Annotated in this window: 22 protein-coding genes and 2 tRNA genes; 13 read left to right on the forward strand and 11 right to left on the reverse strand. The window is 42.4% G+C overall.

The annotated features are described in order from the left end of the window. Nucleotides 1-31 precede the first annotated feature (31 nt). From AS006_RS08905 to AS006_RS08915, 3 genes are all read left to right on the forward strand, one after another. A complete protein-coding gene (locus AS006_RS08905) occupies nt 32-1,735 on the forward strand; it encodes an HD domain-containing phosphohydrolase (RefSeq protein WP_101513991.1) in 1,704 nt (567 codons plus the stop codon). A 73-nt stretch (nt 1,736-1,808) separates the two neighbouring features. Then, nucleotides 1,809-2,015 (forward strand): DUF5320 domain-containing protein, encoded by a 207-nt coding sequence (locus AS006_RS08910; RefSeq protein WP_101513992.1) that lies wholly within the window; start codon nt 1,809-1,811, stop codon nt 2,013-2,015. A 5-nt stretch (nt 2,016-2,020) separates the two neighbouring features. Further along, nucleotides 2,021-2,191 (forward strand): DUF5320 domain-containing protein, encoded by a 171-nt coding sequence (locus tag AS006_RS08915; protein ID WP_101513993.1) that lies wholly within the window; start codon nt 2,021-2,023, stop codon nt 2,189-2,191. A gap of 45 nt (nt 2,192-2,236) precedes the next feature. Here AS006_RS08915 and AS006_RS08920 read toward each other — a convergent pair whose 3' ends face one another. Genes AS006_RS08920 through AS006_RS08930 form a run of 3 tightly spaced genes read right to left on the reverse strand, consistent with a single transcriptional unit; the run spans nt 2,237 to nt 4,656 of the window. Then, nucleotides 2,237-3,409, reverse strand: a complete 1,173-nt coding sequence (locus tag AS006_RS08920) for an HD-GYP domain-containing protein (protein WP_101513994.1) — start codon at nt 3,407-3,409, stop codon at nt 2,237-2,239. A 34-nt stretch (nt 3,410-3,443) separates the two neighbouring features. Further along, entirely contained in the window at nt 3,444-3,938 is a 495-nt protein-coding gene (locus AS006_RS08925) for a DUF996 domain-containing protein (RefSeq protein WP_101513995.1), read from the reverse strand. Between the two features lie 4 nt (nt 3,939-3,942). Next, nucleotides 3,943-4,656, reverse strand: a complete 714-nt coding sequence (locus tag AS006_RS08930; RefSeq protein ID WP_101513996.1) for a YdcF family protein — start codon at nt 4,654-4,656, stop codon at nt 3,943-3,945. Nucleotides 4,657-4,716: 60 nt separating this feature from the next. Between AS006_RS08930 and AS006_RS08935 the strand changes: the two genes are divergently transcribed. Beyond that, nucleotides 4,717-5,877 carry a flagellar hook-length control protein FliK gene (locus AS006_RS08935; RefSeq protein ID WP_101513997.1) on the forward strand — a complete coding sequence of 387 codons (1,161 nt, stop codon included), beginning with the start codon at nt 4,717-4,719 and terminating at the stop codon, nt 5,875-5,877. Further along, nucleotides 5,864-6,124 carry a FlhB-like flagellar biosynthesis protein gene (locus tag AS006_RS08940; RefSeq protein WP_101513998.1) on the forward strand — a complete coding sequence of 87 codons (261 nt, stop codon included), beginning with the start codon at nt 5,864-5,866 and terminating at the stop codon, nt 6,122-6,124. Before AS006_RS08935 ends, AS006_RS08940 begins: the two co-directional genes overlap by 14 nt. A 24-nt stretch (nt 6,125-6,148) precedes the next feature. Here the strand turns inward: AS006_RS08940 and AS006_RS08945 are convergent. Continuing rightward, nucleotides 6,149-6,225: transfer RNA gene (locus tag AS006_RS08945), tRNA-Pro, on the reverse strand. A 123-nt stretch (nt 6,226-6,348) separates the two neighbouring features. Here AS006_RS08945 and AS006_RS08950 point away from each other — a divergent pair. Continuing rightward, a tRNA-Glu gene (locus tag AS006_RS08950) sits at nt 6,349-6,423 on the forward strand. 224 nt (nt 6,424-6,647) lie between these two features. Here AS006_RS08950 and AS006_RS08955 read toward each other — a convergent pair. From AS006_RS08955 to AS006_RS08965, 3 genes are all read right to left on the reverse strand, one after another. Continuing rightward, on the reverse strand, nt 6,648-7,937 hold the full coding sequence (locus AS006_RS08955) for a DpnII family type II restriction endonuclease (protein ID WP_101513999.1): 1,290 nt from the start codon (nt 7,935-7,937) through the stop codon (nt 6,648-6,650). A gap of 9 nt (nt 7,938-7,946) precedes the next feature. Next, entirely contained in the window at nt 7,947-9,206 is a 1,260-nt protein-coding gene (locus tag AS006_RS08960; protein WP_101514000.1) for a DNA methyltransferase, read from the reverse strand. Nucleotides 9,207-9,357: 151 nt separating this feature from the next. Continuing rightward, nucleotides 9,358-9,978 carry a LexA family transcriptional regulator gene (locus AS006_RS08965; RefSeq protein WP_158241075.1) on the reverse strand — a complete coding sequence of 207 codons (621 nt, stop codon included), beginning with the start codon at nt 9,976-9,978 and terminating at the stop codon, nt 9,358-9,360. 132 nt (nt 9,979-10,110) lie between these two features. Between AS006_RS08965 and AS006_RS09730 the strand changes: the two genes are divergently transcribed. From AS006_RS09730 to AS006_RS08990, 7 genes are all read left to right on the forward strand, one after another. Continuing rightward, nucleotides 10,111-10,314 carry a helix-turn-helix transcriptional regulator gene (locus AS006_RS09730; RefSeq protein ID WP_101514002.1) on the forward strand — a complete coding sequence of 68 codons (204 nt, stop codon included), beginning with the start codon at nt 10,111-10,113 and terminating at the stop codon, nt 10,312-10,314. 62 nt (nt 10,315-10,376) lie between these two features. After that, nucleotides 10,377-10,517: a hypothetical protein gene (locus AS006_RS09470; RefSeq protein ID WP_158241076.1), complete on the forward strand. Its 141-nt coding sequence runs from the start codon at nt 10,377-10,379 to the stop codon at nt 10,515-10,517. A 31-nt stretch (nt 10,518-10,548) separates the two neighbouring features. Continuing rightward, nucleotides 10,549-10,716: a hypothetical protein gene (locus tag AS006_RS09475; RefSeq protein ID WP_158241077.1), complete on the forward strand. Its 168-nt coding sequence runs from the start codon at nt 10,549-10,551 to the stop codon at nt 10,714-10,716. Continuing rightward, complete coding sequence (locus AS006_RS08975; RefSeq protein WP_101514003.1) at nt 10,713-10,910, forward strand: hypothetical protein; 198 nt, start codon at nt 10,713-10,715, stop codon at nt 10,908-10,910. The genes AS006_RS09475 and AS006_RS08975 overlap by 4 nt, the downstream gene beginning before the upstream one ends. 12 nt (nt 10,911-10,922) lie before the next feature. Continuing rightward, on the forward strand, nt 10,923-11,114 hold the full coding sequence (locus AS006_RS08980) for a hypothetical protein (protein ID WP_101514004.1): 192 nt from the start codon (nt 10,923-10,925) through the stop codon (nt 11,112-11,114). 34 nt (nt 11,115-11,148) lie between these two features. Next, nucleotides 11,149-11,973 carry a RecT family recombinase gene (locus tag AS006_RS08985; protein ID WP_101514005.1) on the forward strand — a complete coding sequence of 275 codons (825 nt, stop codon included), beginning with the start codon at nt 11,149-11,151 and terminating at the stop codon, nt 11,971-11,973. Nucleotides 11,974-12,000: 27 nt separating this feature from the next. After that, entirely contained in the window at nt 12,001-12,891 is an 891-nt protein-coding gene (locus tag AS006_RS08990; protein WP_101514006.1) for a hypothetical protein, read from the forward strand. Between the two features lie 468 nt (nt 12,892-13,359). Here AS006_RS08990 and AS006_RS09000 read toward each other — a convergent pair whose 3' ends face one another. From AS006_RS09000 to AS006_RS09015, 4 genes are read right to left on the reverse strand one after another with little or no spacing between them, the layout of a single operon-like run. Then, nucleotides 13,360-14,694 carry a metal-dependent hydrolase gene (locus AS006_RS09000; protein ID WP_101514008.1) on the reverse strand — a complete coding sequence of 445 codons (1,335 nt, stop codon included), beginning with the start codon at nt 14,692-14,694 and terminating at the stop codon, nt 13,360-13,362. Continuing rightward, on the reverse strand, nt 14,691-15,488 hold the full coding sequence (locus AS006_RS09005; RefSeq protein ID WP_101514009.1) for a hypothetical protein: 798 nt from the start codon (nt 15,486-15,488) through the stop codon (nt 14,691-14,693). The genes AS006_RS09000 and AS006_RS09005 overlap by 4 nt, the downstream gene beginning before the upstream one ends. Then, nucleotides 15,425-16,048: a TolC family protein gene (locus AS006_RS09010; protein ID WP_101514010.1), complete on the reverse strand. Its 624-nt coding sequence runs from the start codon at nt 16,046-16,048 to the stop codon at nt 15,425-15,427. Before AS006_RS09010 ends, AS006_RS09005 begins: the two co-directional genes overlap by 64 nt. Beyond that, a complete protein-coding gene (locus AS006_RS09015; protein ID WP_101514011.1) occupies nt 16,035-17,087 on the reverse strand; it encodes an ATP-binding protein in 1,053 nt (350 codons plus the stop codon). The genes AS006_RS09010 and AS006_RS09015 overlap by 14 nt, the downstream gene beginning before the upstream one ends. Nucleotide 17,088 lies beyond the last annotated feature (1 nt).

Here is a 17,088-nt window from a genome sequence, read left to right on the forward strand (position 1 = left end):
TACATGATAAGATAAAGATTGAGGTGATAAAATGTCGCAGAAAAGATTGAGTGAGATCGTAAGAGACCTTATCTACAAAAGGAACATTTCGCTTGTGTTTATTATATCAATTGCCGTGGCAATACTTGTATTTGCAATCACCTACCACATCGACAAAAAATCCTGGCTTGAAAAGATCGATATGATATCAAGTGAATGGCAGCGAACAATAGACAACTACATGGATGTTCTCAATTTCTTTGCGGATCACCCTGAAGATTTCAAAAACCCCGGAGATATTCTGGAAGTTTTGAAATTGATTCGTGAACATTTTGGTGATTATATAGCTTACCCTATCTTTGCAATTCCAGACGGGAAGTATTACATATATCCTCTCTACAATTTTCCCTCCGACTACGATCCGAGGGAAAGAATCTGGTATAAATCCGCTGTTGAAAATCCTGATGCTTCCATTATCTCACCGCCCTTTACTCACAGGATACTTGGAGTGGTCACGTTCGGTATTTCGAGGGCCATCTTTGACAGAGATGGAAACCTTCTGGGAGTTCTTGCGATCGATTTCGTTCCTGAAAAGGTTATGAAAGATCTTTTACTTCCTGGCATGTATGTGATGTCAAAAGATGGCACAATGCTTCTTCAAAACGGTAACATCCATGTTCGAGTTGATCCCAAAGTGAAATCTTCAGTTGCTGGGGTAAAGATAGAAAACTTCTGGGTTGCCTTCTTCAAACAAACAGTCGATGACACGATTTTTGTGGTACAAATACCTCTTTTTACTTTACTAAGGAATTCCCTGCTTCACTTTGGATATGTAGTAGGTCTTGCTTTCCTTTTTGTTACACCTATCCTGAGAAGAACGATGAAGTTTTTCGACAGAGAGTTGAGAGAGCCTCTCGAGGAATTTTCGAAAGCAGCGAAAGAGTACCTCCGTTTGAGAACCTTCGACACCTCTGGTATATCTTCAAGTATTTTTGAAATTGATCAACTCGTAGACAATGTAGCAGATATGATCACGATTATAGAATCCCAGAGAGAAGAGCTCGAAGCGTCTTATGAGGAACTCGAAGCCTCCTACTCAGAACTTCAAAGAATGACACATGAAATAAGAGAAAAAAGCAAAGCGCTCGCTGAAGCGTACGAGTTTTTCGCCTACAAACTCGCAGATATCGTTGAAGGCTTTGATGAACCCACAGGAAGTCATGTTAAACGAGTCCAGGAACTATCCAAATTCTTTGCAGAGAAGATGGAACTTCCCAAAGATCTTGTTCACCAGATATACCTTTACTCACCTCTTCACGATATAGGAAAAATAAAAGTTCCAAAAGAGATACTGAACAAAAAAGGAACGCTCACACCTGAAGAGTGGGAAATCATGAAGAAACACACCATTTGGGGAGGAGAGCTCCTTTCTGGTAGAAAAGAACTGGAAATTGCAAGAAACATCGCTTTGTATCACCACGAAAATTACAATGGAACAGGATATCCTTTTGGATTGAAAGGCGATGAAATACCAATAGAGGCCCAAATTGTAAAACTTGTTGATGTTTATGATGCTCTTCGCTCGGAAAGACCCTACAAAAAGGCGCTATCCCACGAAGAAGCAGTCAAGGTGATACTCGAAGGAGATCAAAAAACCAATCCATCTCACTTCCATCCCAAGCTGTTTGAGATATTCAAAGAACACCATGAGACTGTAAGAGAAATCTGGGATAGGATTTCTGAAACTCAGAAGTGAGAGTTGCTGGTACACGAAAACTACTTGACTTTTTATCCTATATATGTAAAATACATATATGGGAGGTGAGGATATGTGGTGGGGTAGAAGATTTGGCTGGAGAAGAGGATGGGGAGGAGGATTCAGTTTTGGAGGCCCGTGGTGGTTTTACTTTGAATGTCCTCCTGTAACACCTACCCCTGAGGAAGAAAAAGAGATGCTTCTGGACTACAAGAGATTTCTGGAAGAAGAACTCAGATACGTTGAGGAAAGATTGAAAGAACTTGAAAACAGGAGGTGAGTGGTATGCCAAGACTTGATGGAACAGGTCCAATGGGACTTGGACCAATGACCGGAAGAGGACTTGGGTGGTGCAGATACATTCTTAGCTGGACAAGGCCCTGGAAGTGGAGAAGAGGTTTTAGAATGGGTCTTGCTTGGAGACACAGAAGAGGTTGGGGCTGGAGAAGGTGGTGAGAGGGGGGCAGTCCCCCCTGGACTTTTTAAGCGGAAGGAATGGTGCTACTTTTGAGGTTTCAAATCGATGAACTCCGAAAGGTGTTCTTCGAGTATTTTCACTATTTTCTGATCTAGTGGCATTTTCTTAATGAGTGAGAGAGCGTCTTCTGGCTTCATGGCAGGTCTGTAGGGTCTGTCACTGGTGAGGGCGTCGAACACGTCGGCTACCGCAAGGATTCTTGCAAGAAGAGGTATCTCGCTATTTTTTAGCCCGAGTGGATAACCAGAACCATCTGTTCTTTCATGATGGTAGAGAATGACAGGTACAACGTGGGACAGCTCAGAATACTCCTTCAATATATCCGCTCCAACAACCGGATGTTTCTTGATTATTTCGAATTCCTCATCACTGAGTTTTCCCGATTTGTTCAATACATGTTCTGAGACAGCGATCTTTCCTATATCGTGCAAATACCCTGCCATTTCAAGAGTTTTCAGTTCTTTTCTTTTAAGGCCCATCTTTTTTCCTATGAGAAATGCTATTTTTGCCACATTCCTGGAATGTATAGCCGTGTAATGATCTTTCTTTCCAACGATGGAGACCAGTCTTTCAAGCCCTTCTGTTTCGTAGTGAAGTCTCAGTACAGATCTTACAAAAATGGAGTGCAGAATAACGATCAAAATAACTCCTCCGATCGAACTCCAGAAAGAAATCGGAAACCAGTTACTCCTGATGCTTGTGTACTCCAAACCCCAAAACGTCTTTTTTCCGCCTTTTTGAAACTTCACGGAAGCACCTATCGAATTCAGAACACCCTCCATATCCCATTCCACGTACGCGGTTTTGTCCGGTATCATCTTTTCTCCCATGCTATCGTATATCTTGAACAGCGCCCAGAGTCTTTCTCCATCGGATTCTATCCTGTAGTACTCTTCCTCGAAGTCAGGAACTTCGTCAAGGATCTTGATTTCCTTTATGTACGGATCGAGAGATTTGATCTCCTCGAACGCTTCCTCGATGAATTCTTTATCGTTTTCTTCTATTGCTTCTTTCAACTCCGTCCATTGAAAGTATCCGCTCGACACAAGATCAACAGACCTTTGAACGATCGTCTGGAAGATCTTGAGCTGGTAGCGTTCTATCTTTTTTTGATAATGAATCTGAACCAAGGCAACACCGATGAATATGAGTATTGCAGAGACCACAAACATCCATCTGTAGCGCGCAAGGTACAAGTACTATCCCTCCAGCATCTCTGCTTTCAGGATATCAAGATGGATTCGAAAAGAATCCCACGATCGCTAGTATATCGCCAACGAACATGAGAATAAACCCCACTCCGAAAACAACCAGCAGTATCGCACCCCACTTGTAGAAAGAGGCAGCGGTGTTGAATATGGGAACCTTCAGAGTCTCAGCGAGTATCCTGTAAGCCTTCACCCTATAAACAAGGGCGATGATTCCAAGAACGATAACGGTCACAAAACCTGCGATGGCAACACCACCAGCGAACAACCCACCTGCGAAGATGGCACCAAAAAGAGCTACGGAAAAAACCACAGAGACGATCAAGAGCAGGACAGCAGGAATCAGAAGGTAGTTGAATATTCTCTTCTCATTTACCATCTGAGAAATGTTATAGATGCCGATGAGAAACAGAATGAGTCCCACAAGAGAGAAGATCCATCCAACCATGGGTATCGCCCCGAGGATCTCAAGGATCATCCCTATCCCCGCGAGTGTTTTCGCTGTCGAAAGATTCATGAAATCACCTCCCTTTGAGATTGTACCAGACAAGGCCGATCCACTCGTAGATGGTTCGAGAGTTCAGATAAAAGGAGGTTGCATTTGGTAAAAAGTCCACAAATTCAGGGTTTCCAAAATAACAACCAGCTGGATACGGTACAACTTCGCTGAAGAATTTTTTAAAGGTGTGAAGTGCCCTTCTCATATGGATCGAATCGGTTACAAGTAAGACCGGAACGTCCCCGATCAACTTTCTGGTAAAGAGCGCATTTTCATAGGTGTTTCTTGATCTATCTTCAACAAGAATGTTTTTTTCAGGTACTCCAAGAGATATCAGGTATTCTTTCATGATCATCGCTTCAGGTTTCAGACTGGAGAGACTTCCACCTGTGACAACGATGGGAAGTTTGTATTTTCTGTAAACCTGAAACCCTGTGAGAATTCTTCTCATGGTAGAATCACTCAAACTGTCACCAGTTTTTGTGTTTCTCTCCACTCCACCACCAAGAATGACGATGGCACTGCTTTGAGGAAATTCGGCTGGTACAGTTATATCTTTTTCGAGTGGACGAAGAAAGAGAAACTCCCCTGGATAGCTGCTTACAATGTAAAGGAAAGCAGCCAGAAGGACAAAAAGCCAGCGACTTTTCCTGAAAAAGACGGCCGAAAGAAGAAGTATCAGAATGAAAATTCCGGGTGTGATAAGGAAAGCTCCGACTGTTTTCTGAAGGAACATGCTTTCACCTCCGTTTACGATTTTAATCGAAGTGTCGATAATCATAATGGGGGAGTGTGAATGGACATCTGGAGGGTTATAGGAAGATACGGTGATGTGCTTGTTCTGTCGAAAAAGAACAGTGTGCTCGTTCTGGAGATAAGCGGGAAAGTTCCGAAGGTTGGAGAAAGTGTTCGGGTGTGGCACAACAGAATACTGACAGGAAAGGAAACCCGAGCAAAGCTCCTTGCACACTTCGATGAGGAGCAATCTCTTAAGATTTTCAAAACCCCAGGTCTTCTAAGTTTCCTTTACGAGGTATCCGGAGGCTTTGAGAAAAGGCACATCCATTTTTTGAAAATGTTTGTGAAACATCTTGTTCCTGGTCGTTTCCTGAAAATCACCGAAGAAAAGAAGAAGATTATAAAAGAATTTCTCCCAAGGGCACTTGAAGCGAAAGGCGACACATTTTACAGAAAGTTTTCTCTTTGGGAGTTCTTCAGATTCGTTGATGAGAACTTCAGAAAAACAACTTTCGAAGTTGACGACAACATTTTGAAGAAAACCATTTCCATGCGAAGGGTTATTCTAAGCGGTGAGAATTACGATGTGTATCAGATCGATCTTTCTTTTGAAAAAGGTATTGTGAAAGGACGATATGTGCTGATTCCTCTAAAAGGAAAAGCGTTTTTGATCGTGTTCAAAAAAGAGAATCTTCCCTTTGTTTCCTTCAGCGTGAAAGAAGATGTGACCATTTCTTTTCTTGAAGACTTTTTAAAGGAAAACATCATCGTTGAAAAGAAAGGGTCTTCCTGGAGCCTGATTTGGCAGGGAAAAGAGATCATAGAATTTGATCTTCCTGACAAGGAGATCATTCCAAAGCCGGAGAAAATATCAGCCCAAGGTGTAATGGACGCTGTTTTTCTGATCAACGATCTTCTGAACGAAAATGTCAGATTTCTGTCTCTACCCTCGTTTGGAATATCCGAAATATGGTGGGAGAAGAATTCAAGCAGAGTCGTTCTTGTGGTGAACACATATCACTTTGGAAAAGTTGTCGCAGATATCTTCCTGGAAGGAAGGAGTCTCTCTGTCAGATTCTACGCGGAGAAAAATCTCGAGGAGCTTTCTTCACACGCCAAAGAGCTCAAAAAAGATCTCGAATCGATCGGCCTAATCGCTCAGCTTTTCTTTTCAAGGAAGGATCCCATGGCCTGGGAGGGATTCAATGCGTACGGATGATATAAAAAAAGCCGTTGCGTTGAAGTACGACCCTTCCAAAATGAACGCTCCTGAAGTTGTTGCAAAGGGTGTGGGAGAGATCGCAGAAAAGATCATCGAGATAGCCAAAAAATACGGAATACCGATAGAGGAAAGGCCAGATCTGGTGGACGATCTTCTCAGATTGGAACTCTTTTCGGAGATTCCTGAAGAGATGTATCTTGTCATTGCCGAGATCTACGCTTTCTTGAAGAGATACGATAAATAAAAAGGGTCCCCAGAGAGGGACCCCTGGTCGGGGCGACTGGACTTGAACCAGCGACCTCTTGCGCCCCATGCAAGCGCGCTAGCCACCTGCGCCACGCCCCGCCGTCTATATATTTTATCACAGAATCTGGGGATTTCAACACCTGGGTCTGAAGAGGTTGCCACGAACTTTTTGAAGACACCTCTTGATTTTTCCCTGAAAATGATTTAAAATCATTCTGGTGTGGCCCCATAGGATAACGGCCAGTCCGCCGGATTCTCAGTCCGGAGGTCGGGGTTCGATTCCCCGTGGGGCTACCAGACACTTTTACGGCTTTTGGTACGAAGGGGAGGCATCGAAGCCAACACGATGCCTCCTTTTTGTTTTTCGCTATCACCGATAGGAAAAGGCTGCGCCTATGTAAATACTGGAATCGACGATTTTGAAGAAGAGAAAAAAGCCCGAGACGTACCCGGGCTTTTCTGGAGTGTGCCTCGAAAGAAGAAAGCGGCTTGTTTCATAATGAAAATTCCTTAATAAGAGATCATTCACTCCTACGGGTTTTCCTATTTCTGCTACCTTTTCCTGTATACGCTTTGATAATCAAAAGAGCTGTGCATATGTGTTTCAAGTATTCATAGTTCACTTGCAAATCATTTGTTTCAAGAAGTCTTAATTCCATGCCCTTTCTTGATGCCAATTCCATCGTTTCATTAGCCATTTTTCTCCTCGTTTCTTCGAGGAGTTTTTCAAACTCTTCTAAATCTTTGACATTTTTGCTCCTTTCGGAAAACTCCTCAAAAAAAGTCTGTAACTTTCCTTCCGATTCCAACAGCTGCTGAATCTTCTTTACATTGGTCTCGCCGAATTCCTTTGCTATTTTGATTTCATTTAGAGCGAGCGAATAAAGGAACCACAGATCGTCAGCTATTTTTCTTTCTTTTAGAATCTCACTAAACATTTTACCAAATAAGTATTTAAAAAATTGCTCGCCAAGGAGGATTTTAAAACTAATAGTAAAATCATCTCGCCACAATTCCACTGGTTCAAGATTCTCAAGCTTGTGCTTCATACTTTTCTTGAGATTTCTACTTTCAATGTTCGCTGAATATCCAACTTCGTTGATAAGATTTTCTACTCTTTTCAGCAGATGATCGTTACTTATTATGTAGTCCAGTAGGGATGTTAAGCGTCCTTTAGAATAATTCTCATAATCTGGATTTATCAACTCTTTTTTCTCATTGAACAGTATAGCTATTATAAGCTCTATTTTCTTAAATCCTTTTTTCAAACACCCACAACGAATTTTGGTTTCACTATCAAATATTTGATCAAACTTATCGAGTAAGGAAGACTGAGCTGTTTTCCCGCCTGTATGTTCACTGGTTCTCAATTCTACAAAATACAAAGTAGTATCTTTTTTCGCAACAAAATCTATTTTTCTTTTAGATTCGAGATCTATACCGAGCGTTTTTGATAGAATCTCACCAAGTGATTCATTTCTGTAAATGGGATTATATCCTGCATCCTTAAAGAATTTTTCTATTATATATTCCACAAAATTCCCAATTCTAGAACCAAGCGATTGATGAATTGTCTTCGTAAATGCGTACCATTGAAATGAAACTTTCGCAAGAATATCCTTCCCATGCACACTCTCTGTGTTCTTTAATCCAGAAAATATCTTATCGAATTCATGAATAGTAAAGTTACTTTTACCCTCTTCCAGCGCCTTTATAAAATCACCTATCAGTGTTTTTATACTTTTCCACTGAAAATTCAATAGAAAGTCCTTTTCAAAAAGCCTTTTCGGCGTGGCCGACAAAAGTGTCATATCTGCTTCTTACCTCCTCATAATAAGGAGATGTTCTGTGGGTGTTCGCTCGTCTTCTAGGCCGGTTGCAGGATTGAATTTTGTACTGAACATTCTTCTTGCCACAATTGTGTCGACCAGTGTCTTCTCATGGCTGAAACCGAGGCTTTCAAGATGCTCTTTTAAGATCTCATCAATGGGAATCCTCAAGTGACGAATCTTTGCAGGTCCAACGAAGATAGCTATGATCTCAATTTTCGAGTGGTTCGTATTGAAAAATTGTACTAGCGACCGGAAGTATGTATCGTAGAGATGTAGAAGTTTTGGATGCCTCAAGTTGACAACTTTTTCTCTGAGGGCGTAGAAGGTGTCGCTGTTAATCTTTACTGGTTTTATCTTGTTGTAAGGGATCTCATGCCTGGTGAGTGTTCGGATGTCCTGGCCAGAATAACCAAGCCATGCAAGCTCGAGCTTAAAGCTTCTTATGTACTCCTGAGATTGAAGGTACGGAGGGGACGTGATGAGAAGCTTCACTTCCCTATGAAGAGATTGATTCAAAGAATCACAAACAACCAGTTTGTTCCCTCTCTTCTCGCTTGTGAAGATTTCAAGTTCAACATCTTTGGGTCCATACTCCCTATACTCACGAAGTTTTTTCAGGACCGTGTAAACATTCCTCCAGTACATTTCTTCCATTTTCTGAAACCAATTGTTTTTCATTAATTGTTCTACCTTTTGAATGGCATACTTTGACTTATACAGCTTAGATATTTTTTCATCAGAAAAGCTGAAGTATCTTGTGACCTTCAAAAGCGGAATCGCAATAATATATGCTATGACTTTTTCTGATTCGCTGGCGTTCTGAAAGATTTCATAATGCCAGTATCCCCAGGCTTTGCTTAGCACCTTGTAAAACTCCTCTGGATACCAATAGTCAATTCTTTCCCAATTGGGATGAAATGGCTTTTTGTAATCCCAGTCCAGCTCAAAATCAGCAGGGTCTATGTTTCCTTTGTAAGTCGATGCGAGAGCAAGCACCTTGGTGATTGGATTCAGATCCCACAGGATGGCGTTTCTTCCTGTGAGAGTTGCCTCTATGCCAACGGTTCCGTGGCCAGAGAACGGATCGAATATCCAGTCGCCTTCCTGCGTGTAGTTTTCGATTGCGTATCTGACCACATGAGGGATGAATTTGGCCGGATACCCATAGAGTCCATGGGTCACATACGTAGTCGATTCGAGGTCGACGATATCTCGGAACAAAACCTCTTCTCTGTTTTCGCTGTGCATCCTAAAGAATCACCTCGCTTTGATGTATGAGATAAAAACCCTTGTAGTGAAGATTTCCATCAAAAGGATGGCTATGCTGATGCCTATAACTATAAAGCATGTGATACGCACTATTTTCTTCAGCTTTTCATCGGACAATATTCCACCTCACCTAATACTGTCTGTGAAGCCCCACCACTTTTCCAACGATGTACATCTTGAGCTTGCGGGCTGGTACTGTGATCGGAGGGTATTTAGGATTTAGGCTTTGCAGAACAACCATCCCATCCCGAAAGAATATCTTCTTCACAAAGGCTTCGTCTTCGAGTATTACCAGAACAAGATTTCCGTTATCAATGACAATATCAGGATCAACAACAACAATGTCTCCATTTTTAATCTCAGGTTCCATTGAATCTCCATAAACTATCACACCGAACTTCCCCGGCTTGTTGTCTGGTATCATGATCCATTCTACTGGTTGTGTTCCATCGGGAAAGTTTCCTTTTAATCCTGCACAGACTCCATTGTAGACGGGAATGGGGCGGAGTTTGACACGAGAAGGAAAAGAACTTTTTGGTGGAGTGGGATCTTCTGTAAGACCAAGTAAGTAATCAACGGAAACATCAAAATAATCGGCTATTTTCTTCAATGTATCAGAATCTGGCTCAGCCTTTCCCTGTTCCCAGTTTGCATAAGTAGTCCTGGGAACTCCCAAGTCTCTGGCTATCTGATATTGAGATATATGCCTTTCTTCTCTCAGTTTTTTTAGACGTTCAGCTAGTCCACTCATCATAAATATATTACCACCCCTCTCAATTCTGAAACGATATGACTATTAATTAGTCCGTTACTTATTCTTTACTTGACTTGGGACTAATTTATAGTCTATAATGTAATTGGACTAAAAGATAGGAGTGAGAACATGAAACAAACCAACATAAGACGACAAAATAAGCTACAGGAACTCAGAATAAAAATGGGTCTTTCACAGTACAAAATAGCCGAGATTCTGAAAATACCACGAACAACATATGCTAACTGGGAACAAGGAATATGCACTCCAAGACTTAATATGGCTCTGAAACTTGCGAAACTGTTTGATGTGAAAGTCGAAGATCTGTTCTAAGATGGTTCTTTGACAACAAAATAGTATCACAAACCATAACGAGGTAGAAAGGAGGGATTTTCATGGAAGTTTCGAAAGAGTTCTATCAGCGTCTTGCAAGGCTTCTTTTGGAACCTGGTATCAAAGAGATATTGGAAAGGGGGAAGGATGATAATGACGCCGAGCCTGAAGAACTTCCTTCGACAGCTGGACAGGGAGATTGAAAAGGAAAAAGCCCCCCAGAAGGGGGAAGGTGTGAAGCTGTTCTTTCTTGAGGTATTGAGGCATACGCATTCTCATGTGAATCCAACCACTGCTGATTTTATCATGAATTTCAACAAGCTTGCAGATCTTTTGAATCTTGAGATGAAGCATGAAGCCCAGAGATTGATTCTAAAGGCTTTCGAGGAAGTGAAAGTATGACAGCGCGGATTGATATCACCGCTTACCATCCAAACGGCTTTACCGATTGGGTGCAAGAAGTAGAGTTAGATGCTGAAGATATCCTGTATCTAATAAGCCAGTTATCTGAAAAAGAGCGTCTGATGATAGTTCGTGTTGTGTTGAAGCAGTTCTCTGTTAAAGAAATTCAAAGGTTTTTCAGAGAATTCTTTTGAGGAGGCGAGAATATGTTTGTTCAGATAGGAAGCAGAGTGTGGAATCTCAATAAATTTATATATTTCACCTACTCTAAGCACTACGACGAATGGGAAGTTAACGGGAAAACAGAGACCAATTCGTACATCATAGCACGATTCAGTACGGAAGAAGAGGCAAAAGAGCTTTTGAAGATGATCGAAGAAGTAACAACAACAATCTAAGGCGGGGATCTGCCCTGCCTTTGGAGGGATTGGGATGGGTGAAGTGATGATGAGAAATTTTTCAGATACAGAGCTTTCCCTTCTGAAATCCACTATAGTTCCACCAAATGCCACTGAGGATGAAATAAGACTCTTCATCATGATATGTAAGAAGTACAATCTTGACCCTTTTTCAAGAGAGATTGTCATGACAAAGTACCAGACAAAAGACGGATACAGAACAAACTTCATCACAACACGCGACGGTTACCTGAAAATAGCCATGCAGGATCCTGGATTTGATGGAATAATTTCCTTCGTAGTGAAAGAAGGAGACGAATTCGAAATAGACGCTGGTTCTCTACAGGTAAAACACAAATTTGGCGGTAAAAGAGGAGAAATCATCGGGGCATGGGCTATGGCAAGACACAAGAATAGACCTCCTGTCATCGTTTTCGTGGATTACAAAGAATACATGCAGAACACACCAGTTTGGAGACAGTATCCTTCTGCGATGATTCAGAAGGTTGCCGAGGTAAGTGCACTTAGAAGACAGTTCAACATCTCGGGGCTTGTGGCAAGAGAGGAAATAGGAGAAGTAGAGATAGAACGTAAAGCTGTAGAAGAGAACAAAGAGAAAAACCATTTAGAAGAACCATCAGAGAAAATAGCGATGGCATCCGAAAAACAATTAAAATTGCTGTATGCACTCATCGATGAGTTTGCCAGAGTAACAGATTCGCCAAGAGACGAAATAGTACAGGAGATAAAGGAAAGATACGGTATAAACAGTTCAAAAGAGCTCACCAAAGACGAAGCATCTGAAATTATCGATGAACTTCAGGCAAGGATATACGAAATAAACAGTGGGCGGGTATGATCCCGCCCTTTTCTGGAGGTGACCGCTGTGAAGTATAGAAAAATAGAAGTTTGTTTCTGGCAGGACACAGATATGCTTGAACTCACACCGGAGGGTAAGTACTTTTACCTGTATCTTCTTACCAACCCACATACAAATTTAGCAGGTATTTACGAAGCAAGCAAGAAGGTAATGGCTTTTGAAACAGGATTTAATGTTGACACAGTGGATAAACTCATAAGGACGTTTGAGGGCAAGGGGAAAATAGCTTACGATCCAGAAACTTCCGAAATACTTGTTATCAACTGGTTGAAATACAACTGGACGAGTTCTCCAAAGGTTATAAAATGCATAATACAGGATCTTGAACGTGTGAAATCAAAAAAGCTTCTATCCATTTTCTGGAACAAAACATCCGAAGATATCAAAAGGGTATTGATAGAGTATGGATACTCTATAGATACCCTATCCATACCATATCCCTACCTAGACCTATACCTAGACCAAGACCTAACACAAAACCAATACCAAAATATAGAGTATGGATACTCTATGGATACTGTATCCATACCATATCACTCCAAGGATCAAGATCAAGCCCAAACACAAACACAAATTGAAACTTTGCAATTTTCACAATTTTCCCAATTTGAAAAAAGCATTTTAAAGAGAGCAAATGAAATAAAAGAAAATCTCAGTAAAGGTTTTAATACTGAAGTTTTTGAATTCCTAGAAGAACCAGCGCTGGACGTACTTGAGGCTGTAAATACACTACTGGAAGAACTGGGGCAACAACCCGTAGAAAAACTGACAAACGGGGAACTCCTCGAACTAGCAGAAGCAATAAAGATAAACAGAACAAATCCAACATATTTTGTGAAAATTCTCAACACAAATCAGGGACTGACATTTAAAAAATGCGTGAGGGGCTCCAGTTGAGCCCCTTTTCTTTTCACCGACCCCTTATGAGCTTTCCACGGTGGTACTGTTGGACCCTGCTATGTATGAGAAACGGTAGGGCGGGACGGTGACTGAGGCACAGGGGGTGGTGGGGAACACCCCGCGATTATCTCAAGCTGATATTTTCAAAGCTTTTGTTTTTGAATCAATCCCTTTTCTGCGCAAAACTCCCTCCATCTACTCGTGGCCGCTTTGAACCTGTCTGTGTTCAATTTTTTCCCTTCCAGGTACTTCTTTACTTCCCTTACGTATTCACTTGCCGTTGAGTATGTTTTCCCTTCCTTTACAAGATACCTGAAAAACTCCACAAAAACAGACGAGCGAGGTCGCCCGCCGATGAGCAGTTTCGAAGAATCTGCGAAATGGCGGGCGGGCGAGCAGACAGCGTGCCGAGGCGATGGAGAACGTTTGAAAAATGTTCGGAAATGCCTCGGCGTGCTGGTACCACTACTTTTCCCTAATGACAACCCTTTTTCCATCAACACGGATCACCTCCCCATCTCCCATAGCCGTGACGTCTTCAAGTGATAAAAGCTCATTGTACAGTTCCTCAAGCTGTCTGGATAATTCCTTTCTATCTCCGCTGTACTTTTCAACATCTACGGTTTTCAAGTCTGGATAGGTGAATTTCATCTCCTTTTCGACCTTCTCTATTTTCATCTTTGTTATCTCTCTCTGCCTCTTCTTTGATATGATCACTTCTCCCCTCTTCACTTGGTCACCCACCTTGACAAGAGGCATTCCCCCACCTGTTTCGTACACCCTCACGCAAGAGAACTTTTCAGGTTGGAAAGGTTCTGTCGTTCTCACTGCAACCTTCCCGTGTAAGAACACTACATCATCAGGAAAGTCCTCCGGCTTTGCCCACAATATCTGAATGTTCTCTGATCCCTTTATCGTGTCGTAGAAGACAAGAGGATCTTTCTCCGTGTACGGATCAAGAAGCTCACCAGTTCCAACAAGACGCCCAGGGAGTGTGAGAATGTCTTTTTTTGTGTACCCTGTGAGGTCTACCACCACGCTGTGCCATCTCACGGGTTCATATCTTGAAACGTACACCTTCACAGGATATATCTTTTCCGATTTTCTTCCAACAGAGTAAAGGTTTCCTTCCTCGTCTTGTACAAGAAGGGTGTTTTCGTCGAGCCTTGCCACCACCTCGTACTCTCCCAGCACCTTTCCCTGTGTGTGCTGGAAGTATCCTTCTATGTGCAGGAAGACCCTGTTATTTCCTGCCAGTTTGTTGTAGTCTGCAACAGCGGAGCTCATGTTTTTGAATGTCTTATGTAATGTTCTTTCTATCGATACCGCATTCAAACGAAGAGCAGGAAGAAACAAAGAAGCAAGAACGCCAAGAAGTACAAACTCCTTCCACGAGCCTGTTCTTACCCTGTAGTCGTCGTTTCCTGGCATAACACAGATGTAGTTGGCCGGATAGAAAAGGGGAACACCACTTATCGTTATCATGTCTGCAAGAAGGTGCCCCACATACCCAATCCACAAGGCAAGTGCCATCCTGAAAGAAAACGGAAGAAGAGCAAAAAAGAAGATTGAGGAAAAAAGAAGAGAGTGCGTAACTCCCCTGTGCCCTATCTTTTTTTCAAGAACGGTGCTTATTGGGAAAAGAACCCTTCCAATAAAACTCTTTGTTGTGTCTATGTCAGGAAGAAGAGAGCCAAGGGAACACAGAGAAAGCTCAACAGGGGAAACCTTAGCCCCTGCAAGTGTCATGGTCGAAAGATAAAGAACGTTTGAGAAAACAACGTGTGTCGCCACTGTCACTGTCTCATCCCTCTGTAGATGAAAAACCTCAGAAAACTCATAAGGCCATAGCCTATCCCCGCAAGGACGTAAACGTCTGTGTCGTTTGTCCCAAGTGCGATGAACCTTGCTATCACAACAACGGAGACAAGGGCAAGAAGAATGAAAGTCATGTTGAGCTTCCGTGCAGGAGGGGAGTCTTTGAGGGCTTCTGGATTTTTCGCAAGGGACACGGCAACACCGGGAAGACCTCCACTTTTTGCTATGATTTGCCTTTCAACCGAGTCAGGAAGGTTGTACTCACGAAGAAGGGCACGTATTTCGTAATGTGGAACGGGTTCAAGCCTTATTGTTGTGCTTCTGTAGAGGAATTTCAAAACTTGCTTGGGCTTGGTGAAGGAAAAGCACACAGGGAAAGATTCCATGAGGCTTTCCAAGACTGCCTTTCCTCTTTGGCTTTCAAGATCTACATCATCAACGAAAAGGGGGATATCCCATTCCTCTTCGATTAACATGGAAAGAAGGATCTCAACTGGAACACTTCTGAATCTCTTTTCTATTTCTGAGTCATCGAGGTATCTTGCCTCTCTGAAATCAAGTCCATCGATAGAAGCAAGTCCTTTTCGGATAAGTTCTGCTGTGATCCTGACCAGAGATCTCTTTATGGGAGTAATCCTCTCTATGTAAATCCCACCTGTCTGGTGTGCAAGCTCCTTCAGAAAGTGTGTTTTCCCTGAAAGCTTCTCTCCCCTTACTGCGATGTGCTTTCTTCCACTGAGAAGTTCAAGAGCTCTTCTTTTCTGATCTTCTCGCATTCTGCCTCCCTCCCCATCTTGAGAAGTATTTCGTACCGTTTCTGTATCTCGTTCAACTGCACTGCCTTTAGGTTGATCTTTGCCGTGGAGTAGGAAGAGTAAGCGTTAATGAGGGATTCTGGGGAAATGAGTCCTGCTTCGTACTTGGCTTTTGAAATACTGAGGATATCTTCTGCTACGTCCATGGCTTGTTTTCTCTGCTCGATAGCCTGTACAAGAGAGAGCCACTCTGTGTAGTCGTTTATTGCTTCTATTTCTATCTCCTTTTTTCTTTCTTCGAGTTTCTTTTTCAGTATGTCTACGTCTGAAACACCTGAAATCTGCTGTGTTATGTATTTTCCGATGGAGAAGGAAATTCCGAAATCGTTCTTGATAGGATTGTATGATAGTGAGATATCGAAATCGCTCTGGGCGAGTTTGAGTTGTGAGGTGAGCTCTGCCAGTGTGTAATCGTTATTTTCGTACTCTCTTATCATCTCATCCAGGGTGAACGGTAGAACATCTTCAGCCAACACCAGTACAGCCGTGAAACATAGGAGAAAAAAGCTAACAAGCCTCATCAACCCACCTCCTTACCTTCAAAATCCTGAAATCTTCCTCAACATCGTCTATAAACACCGCATCGCCTGGATCTCTGAGCTTTCTCATGTACACTCCCATGTCTCCTTTCATGAACGTTGGCGTGAGCGACCTGAGGGCTTTTATATCTTCAACGAGCGTTAATTTATGCGCTATTAAAAAATCAACCTGGGATAGAACACCGCTTGATATGGCAGAAGGTTGCTGGCTTGCAAGTATGGCACCGATCCCAGGAAGCCTTCCTTCTTTTGCGAGCCTGACAAGGGAGTTCTTCTCTGATGCTCTTGATGGAGCATAATCCTGAGCCTCGTCTATAACCATGTAGATGTGTTTTTCCCTTCTTTCTTTCATTCTGTCCACCAAAAGAACATCACAGAGCGTCCACACAACAAGTTGACGCAGTTCGTACCGAAGAAGGGAAAGGTCAAGAACCTTGTACCCTTCAAAAAGAAACGAGATCTCGGAGGGATACTCTTGGAATATCCCCCAATCTTGTGCCGACAGAAGCCTGTTTATTAACGCCCTCTTCGTCGTGTCTGAAGAAGTCTCGTCGATTTCAACACGCTCTATGAGGTCTCTTATTGTGTAAAAGCTACGCTTGAGATCGTTTATCGCCCTTGTGAGAAGAATCCCTTGGGGAGAATTCGAAGACAGGTCGAACACGAAAAGAAGAGACTCGCCGACGAGTGTGAGGGGAAGTTTCAAGTCCTCTGGTGCCTTTATCGCTTCTCCTTCTGTGTATATCTTCATCACTCCCATTGTGTCTATTACAAGAACATCAGAGAACCTTGAAAGCTGATCAGATATCACGCCAAGGGTGAAACTCTTTCCCATGCCACGTTTCCCACATACAAAGCCGATTCTGGGAGATTTGAATTTCAGAAAAACTTTTTCTTCGTTCACAACATCGACGCCAAGACGCACCTTTAATGTTTCATCCCCGAAAGTTTTCCCTTCTTTTCTCGAAAGGTTCCCGCTTGAAAGAAAAGAGGGGGAGGCCCCCTCTGTTTTTCTGATCAAA

It is taken from the genome of Thermotoga sp. SG1, assembly GCF_002865985.1.
In the GTDB taxonomy this organism is placed as follows: domain Bacteria; phylum Thermotogota; class Thermotogae; order Thermotogales; family Thermotogaceae; genus Thermotoga.